At 65.7% G+C, this 6,262-nt stretch carries 6 protein-coding genes; 4 read left to right on the forward strand and 2 right to left on the reverse strand.

What is annotated here, in order from left to right:
• From WA317_RS19270 to WA317_RS19285, 4 genes are all read left to right on the forward strand, one after another.
• Positions 1-1,403: DNA polymerase Y family protein (locus tag WA317_RS19270; protein ID WP_425174557.1), on the forward strand; the 1,403-nt coding region annotated here is incomplete at its 5' end.
• A 122-nt stretch (positions 1,404-1,525) separates the two neighbouring features.
• Positions 1,526-1,879 (forward strand): UBP-type zinc finger domain-containing protein, encoded by a 354-nt coding sequence (locus tag WA317_RS19275; RefSeq protein ID WP_425174558.1) that lies wholly within the window; start codon positions 1,526-1,528, stop codon positions 1,877-1,879.
• Between the two features lie 402 nt (positions 1,880-2,281).
• A complete protein-coding gene (locus WA317_RS19280; RefSeq protein WP_425174559.1) occupies positions 2,282-3,640 on the forward strand; it encodes a DUF2254 domain-containing protein in 1,359 nt (452 codons plus the stop codon).
• A gap of 240 nt (positions 3,641-3,880) precedes the next feature.
• On the forward strand, positions 3,881-4,294 hold the full coding sequence (locus tag WA317_RS19285; RefSeq protein ID WP_425174560.1) for a hypothetical protein: 414 nt from the start codon (positions 3,881-3,883) through the stop codon (positions 4,292-4,294).
• Positions 4,295-4,306: 12 nt separating this feature from the next.
• Here WA317_RS19285 and WA317_RS19290 read toward each other — a convergent pair whose 3' ends face one another.
• Both WA317_RS19290 and WA317_RS19295 read right to left on the reverse strand, forming a co-directional pair.
• Positions 4,307-5,353: a nucleoside hydrolase gene (locus tag WA317_RS19290; protein WP_425174562.1), complete on the reverse strand. Its 1,047-nt coding sequence runs from the start codon at positions 5,351-5,353 to the stop codon at positions 4,307-4,309.
• A 31-nt stretch (positions 5,354-5,384) separates the two neighbouring features.
• A complete protein-coding gene (locus WA317_RS19295) occupies positions 5,385-6,131 on the reverse strand; it encodes a 2OG-Fe dioxygenase family protein (protein ID WP_425174561.1) in 747 nt (248 codons plus the stop codon).
• Positions 6,132-6,262: the final 131 nt, after the last annotated feature.

Genomic DNA, 6,262 nt, shown 5'->3' on the forward strand with positions numbered 1-6,262 from the left:
GCCCGCAACTGCACGTCGTCGCCGCGGATCCTGACCGCGACGCCCGCTTCTTCGAAAAAGTGATCGCGGCGGTGGATGATCTGGTGCCGCGCGCCGAGGTGCTGCGGCCCGGGCTGGTGGTGTTACCGGTGCGCGGGGCGGCCCGGTTTTTCGGGTCCGAGCAGCAGGCGGCTGAGCGGCTGATCGACGCGGTGGCCGCCGCCGGCACAGAATGCCAGGTAGGGATAGCCGATCAGTTGTCCACCGCGGTGTTCGCTGCCCGTGCCGGCCGTGTCGTAGCACCCGGACAGGACGCCCAATTTTTATCAGCGCTGTCCATCCGGCAACTGGGCACCGAGCCCAGCTTGTCCGGGCCGGGGCGGGAAGATCTCGTGGATCTGTTGTGGCGGATGGGTATTCGTAACATCGGGCAGTTCGCCGCACTGCCGCGCACCGATGTGGCTTCCCGGTTCGGCGCCGACGCTGTAGTCGCACACCGGTTCGCCCGCGGTGAGCCGGAACGCGGGCCGTCTGGGCGTGAGCCGCCGGCGGAACTCGATGTCGAGTTGCACTGTGACCCGCCTATCGACCGGGTAGACGCCGCAGCGTTCGCCGGCCGTTCGCTGGCCGGCGCTTTGCATCAGACGCTGATGGCTGCCGGAGTGGGATGCACCCGGCTGGCCATTCACGCTGTCACCGCCAACTCCGACGAGCTGCACCGGGTGTGGCGGTGCGCTGAGCCGCTAACCGAGGACGCGACCGCCGACCGGGTGCGCTGGCAGCTTGACGGGTGGCTGAACAACCGCACCGCCGATGATCGGCCCACGGCGCCGGTAACGCTGCTGCGGCTGCACGCGGTGGAGGTGGTGTCGGCCGGGGCGCTGCAGCTGCCGTTGTGGGGTGGCCTCGGCGAGGAGGACCGGCTGCGCGCCCGTCGGGCCTTGGTGCGGGTGCAGGGTCTGCTCGGTCCGGATGCGGTCCAGGTACCGGGGCTCAGTGGCGGACGTGGACCGGCTGAGCGCATCACCTTGACGCCGTTGGGTGACGAGCCGGTGCCGCGGGCCGATCCGCGTCTGCCGTGGCCCGGTCAACTGCCTGGGCCGTCGCCGACGGTGTTACTCGATGATCCGGTGGATTTGCTTGACGAGCAAGGTAATCCGATACGGGTGAACGGCCGGGGCCTGTTTTCCGCGGACCCGGCGCGGCTGGCCGCCCGCGACCGGGACGACCGGTTGCGCTGGTGGGCCGGGCCATGGCCGGTCGACGAGCGGTGGTGGGATGACCGGACTGTGGCCGGCACAGGGGGTGGTCGCACTGCCCGGGCCCAGGTGCTGCTGGAGGGCGAACCCGGCGCCGATCCGGGTAGGGCGCTGCTGCTGTGCTACCGCCAACGACGTTGGTATCTGGAGGGGTTATATGAGTGAAGACGCCCGCTGACGAAACAGGGACTTTCGCCTGATGAAGCGACGACCGGGGCTACAGTGACTTCTTATCGCAAGCCCACCAGCGGCGTATCCGATGCATCAGTGAGTGAGGGAAAGTCGCGATGACTGCCGCTGTCGATCCATCAGTGCCGCCCAGTGGTGTCGGCTGCGCCGAATGTGAGGCCGCCGGCGGTTGGTGGGTGCACTTGCGGCGCTGCGCGGCGTGCGGCCACATCGGATGCTGCGACGATTCGCTGGCCCGGCACGCGACCAAGCACTGGCGGGAGAGTGGTCATCCGATCATCCGATCGTTCGAGCCCGGCGAAGACTGGTTCTGGAACTACGAGAGCAATGACTATTACGAGGGTCCTGAGCTGGCCCCGCCAGAATGCCGTCCGGCGGACCAGACGGTCCCCGGTCCTCGCGGACGGGTGCCGCGAAATTGGGCCGACCTGCTCCGCCGGCAGGAGGACTGAGGATGAGTCTCGACTCACGCGACAGATCGTGACGGTGATCATCGGCGGTGCGGGCGGAATGTCGGGTGATCGCCTCGAGGAAGGAACGAGCAAGGGTCGCTACCGAAACCGGTTGAATGTCACGAATGACGAATTGAGGGCCGCCACAGCCGCCCAACATCGTTGTGAAGCCCGTTAAGAAAGCGTCAACGATCAGGCGCTGCGTGGTCACGGCGCTTAGGGTGATTTCGGTTCCTCACCGGAGGTTGAAAGCGGACCGCCGGTTGCCGATTGATTGGTGCGTAAACAGATGAACGGTGCGCGCGGGCATTGCCTTCCGTTAACGGCCTGGCTGATCGAATGTCAACGGATTTGGGGGTTAGATCGCGGCATGCTCACCTACTCGGTTGCGGTCAGGCGGTAATGCTGGGTTACGCCTACTTCGAGGCTGATTGGCGGCGGGAGGCGGTGCGGACGAACCTCTGGGTCGTTCCGTTACTCGAAACGTTAGGCATAGTGCTGCTTTTCGTTGGCACCTACACCGCCGACCGCGCGGCCTACGCCGGGCGGATTCATTACCCGTCGTGGGTGCTCAACGGCACCTCCGACACGGCGCGTGTCAACCTCACCACAGTCTCGGCGGCGATCATCACCGTAGTGGGTATTGTTTTCTCGATCACCATCGTTGTGCTGACGCTCGCCTCGACTCAGGTCGGGCCGCGAATGCTTCGTAACTTCGTGCGTGATCTCGGAACCCAAATGGCGTTGGGGGCATTCGTCGCCACATTCTGCTACGCGATGATCACCCTTGTATCGGTGGGCGGTGGTGCTCACGGCGACTTCGTGCCGCATCTCTCGATCACCGTGACCCTGATGCTGACATTGGCCGGCGTGGGCGTATTGATCTACTTCCTCAACCACGTCGCCGTGATGATTCAGCTTCCGGTCGTGATTGCCGGCATCGCCGAGACATTGCATGGCGAGATCGCGGCGCAAAAGCGCAATGCGGTCGTCGGCCTCGGAGCGACCCGCGGCCCGACGTCCGAGGAGTTGACGGCGCGGTTGGCGGAGTCCGGTGCCCCGATCCGCGCACCGAGCAGTGGCTACTTGCAGGTCATCCGGATTGAGAGGCTGGTGAAGGTCGCGTCCAAGGCCGATGCAGTCGTTGAATTGCCTTACCGGCCAGGGCACTTTCTGGTCGCGGGTCAGGCCATGGCGCGGGTCTGGCCGCCGAGCGCGGCCGCCGCCTTCCACAACACTCTCGCGCTCAGTCATATTGCGGGTGCCTATCGCACTCTGCCACAAGATATTTCGTTCGGCGTCGACCAGTTGGTCGAGATCGCCCTGCGTGCGTTGTCGCCGGCGATCAACGACACGTTCACCGGAATGACTTGTGTCGACTGGCTCGCCGACGCCCTGTGCCTGATTTCTCATTCTTGGCGCCCACAATCGATCCGGCGCGACGCACAGGGCGAGATACGCGTGATCGCCTATCAGCCCGACTTCGATCGGCTCGTGCAGCGTGCGTTCGCGACGATCCGGCAGGCGTCAAATGGCATGCCCGCCATCATGATTCGGCAGCTCGATGCGCTGGCGAGAGTCATCGAACAGACCCCCGATCGGGCGCGGCAAACGGTGCTGATCCGCCAGGCGGAGGCGATCCAGCGATCCAATTTAGCTACGGTGCCCGACCCGGGGGACCGCAGCGACGTCACCCGCCGCTACGACGCAGTTATGGCGCTGGTGTGCCTGAAGACGAAGCCGGTCAACCTCCACGCCTGATCGCCTGATCCTTCGCGCGACTCACCGCGAAGGCGATTCGCCGGTTCGGCTCCGGTCGCCGCATTGTGGCCTCATCGCGGTAGACGTCGCACGGCTGAGTCCGGATCGGAACCAAACAGAACTCAACGTAAACCTTTCCGACAGCAGCTGTTTACGTTCGGGTCGCTTTGGTCTCCGCTCGCACCGGTGGTTGGCGACTAAAGTAAGCGCGACGGGACCAGTAACGCAAGAGGAGAAAGCGTGACAGCAACCGAGTCAGTCATCGTGTCCGAGCACACCGACAGGTCGCTGTGTCTGGTCATCGACGCTGTCGAGGCAAGCCCCCCGCGACCGGGCGGCGGCGTCGAGGTGACGCTTTATCTGCCGTGGGCGTCGGTGATGGGCAGCATCGAGCCGTGCTGGTATTTCGACCAGCAGGTCCTCTTGTATCTTCAATCGATCGGCTTCGACCATCGCAACGGCCCTGGCGGTCACAACCCGGAAAAGGCCAAGCCCAACCCCCATTCGCACGAATACGTGCATCTGTCGCACGCCGTCTACCGGCTGAACGGCGGTGACGAAGACCACCACGAGCAAATCCGCGTACGACTGGGTGACGTCATCGCGTGGACGTTCGGCCGCGGCGCGCACAGCATGCGTGAGCACATAATCTAGCTTTCGCCCGGGTCAGCCCAGCCGCCGTGCGAACGGACCCACCCGCTCGACGAACCGCTCGAAGAACGCCGTAGGGTCGACGCCAACACCGATGCGCGCGTTGGGCTTTCGGCCCCATCGCCCCGACCAGTCGGTGACCGTCATGCCCCGCGTCAACGTGCCGGTCAGCTCGACGTCAACCGTTGCCTGCTGCGTCGACACCAGCGCCGGGTCCAACGCGACCGCGGCAGCCAACGGATCGTGCAGATGGGCTACATATCCGTGGCCCACGTTGTGGTGAGACTCGAAGTAAAACCGCATCGCGTCCTCCATCACCCGGACCAAGACGTTGGCTGCGGTGGACCGCGTGCCCGGTTCGTCGTAGGCGCTCATGGCCGTGGTAATCGAGTCCGCCCCGGCGGCCAGCTTCGCCAAGATGTCAGGCGTCATCGCGATGTGCCGGGTCAGATCCACGCCACAGAGGATCGGAAGCTCGTGAAACGCCGTGTCGTTCGGTGCTGCCCAAGCGGCGAACACCTCAGCCGCGGCTTCCGGGTCCACCATGATGTTCCATTCGGCGACCGGGTTGGTATTGCCGCGATAGTCGTAAGCGCCGCCCATGATCACCAGTCGGCGCAGCAAGGTGGGCAGTGCCGGTTCGGCGCGCAGCGCCAACGCCAGATTCGTCAGCGGGCCGGTGGCCACCCCGATCAACTGCCCGGGGTAGGCGTGGGCGGCTCGTACCCAGGCCGATGCGGCGTCGTAATCGACGAGCCGGCGGTCACTGTGCGGCAGCTCCGCATAGCCCATACCGTTAGGGCCGTGCACTTTTCCGGGCGGGCCCATCGGAGCGCTCAGCGGCTGCTCAGCACCCTTGGCCACCGGCACTTCACCCGCCCGGCATAAGTCGAGCAGCTCCAGGTTGTTGACGCAAACCTGTTGCACATCAACGTTTCCACCGGTGGATGCCACGCCGGTCAGTTCGGCGTCCGGGCTGGCAAGCAGGTAGATCAGCGCCATCGCATCGTCGACGCCGGTATCGACATCGGCGAACACCGGGGCTGCGTTCACCGCTGCCACGCTACCCGCGCGCACCGCAGCTTCTTTGCGCTCAGAGCGGAGCGAAGGTGATTACCAGAACGTCGCGCAGCGCCGGCTCGGCCGGGTCGGCCGGTCGAATCGGCGAGACACCATGCACGGCGCTGCGATCGTCACCCAGCAGCAGAGTGCCTGATTCGGCCAGGGTGGTCGTCAGCAGGTAGCGACCGGTCAAGTCGAACACCGAGCTTTCTCCGCCGAGCGCGTTGCTTCGCCGGATCAGCAGCGAAGTGACCAGCGTGACACCGTCGCGGTGCAAACCCTCCGGCGTCGGCAGCCCTTCGCCGTCGGCGGAGGCGACGACCCGGAACGGATGCACCTTGACGATCCATGCCGGCACGTCGTCGAGCGCATTGGCGAAACGTCCCAGCAAGGTCAGCAACCCGGCCAGCAACGGATCATCGGCGAACGCGTCGGTCAGCGGCTCGAAATGCCGGTCCCGGTCGATGTAGAGCGGGTTGGAGTCTTGCGGCTGAATGAACACGTCGTTTCGCATCGGCGTCGCGACACCGTCGACGAACGAGTACAAGCCGTAGCGACGCAGCCGCTGCAGGCCCAACTCGGCCGCGTAGCTATCCGGGGCCAGGTCCTCCCAGTGCGACGCGAACCGAGCCCACTCATCCCTTGCCACGCCCAGATTGGTGAGCAGTTCGCCGGGCGGCATCACCAGGACGCCCGCCGAGACGAGCTGGCCGACCGCGGTTGCCACCGGGTCCGGGTTCACCTCGGGTGCGCGAAGAACTCGGCTGTCGGGTCCCATCGCGGCGGGATACCTGCGAGTGCGCGGAGTTAAACGTCGACCTACCAGTGCACGCCGGGCACCAGCCGCACCGCGCGCCTGATGGATCTGGGCGCGCGCATCCGCGTGACCGCGCGGGCCGGGCTTCTCGG

It is taken from the genome of Mycobacterium sp. (assembly GCF_049802695.1).
Taxonomy (GTDB): domain Bacteria; phylum Actinomycetota; class Actinomycetes; order Mycobacteriales; family Mycobacteriaceae; genus Mycobacterium.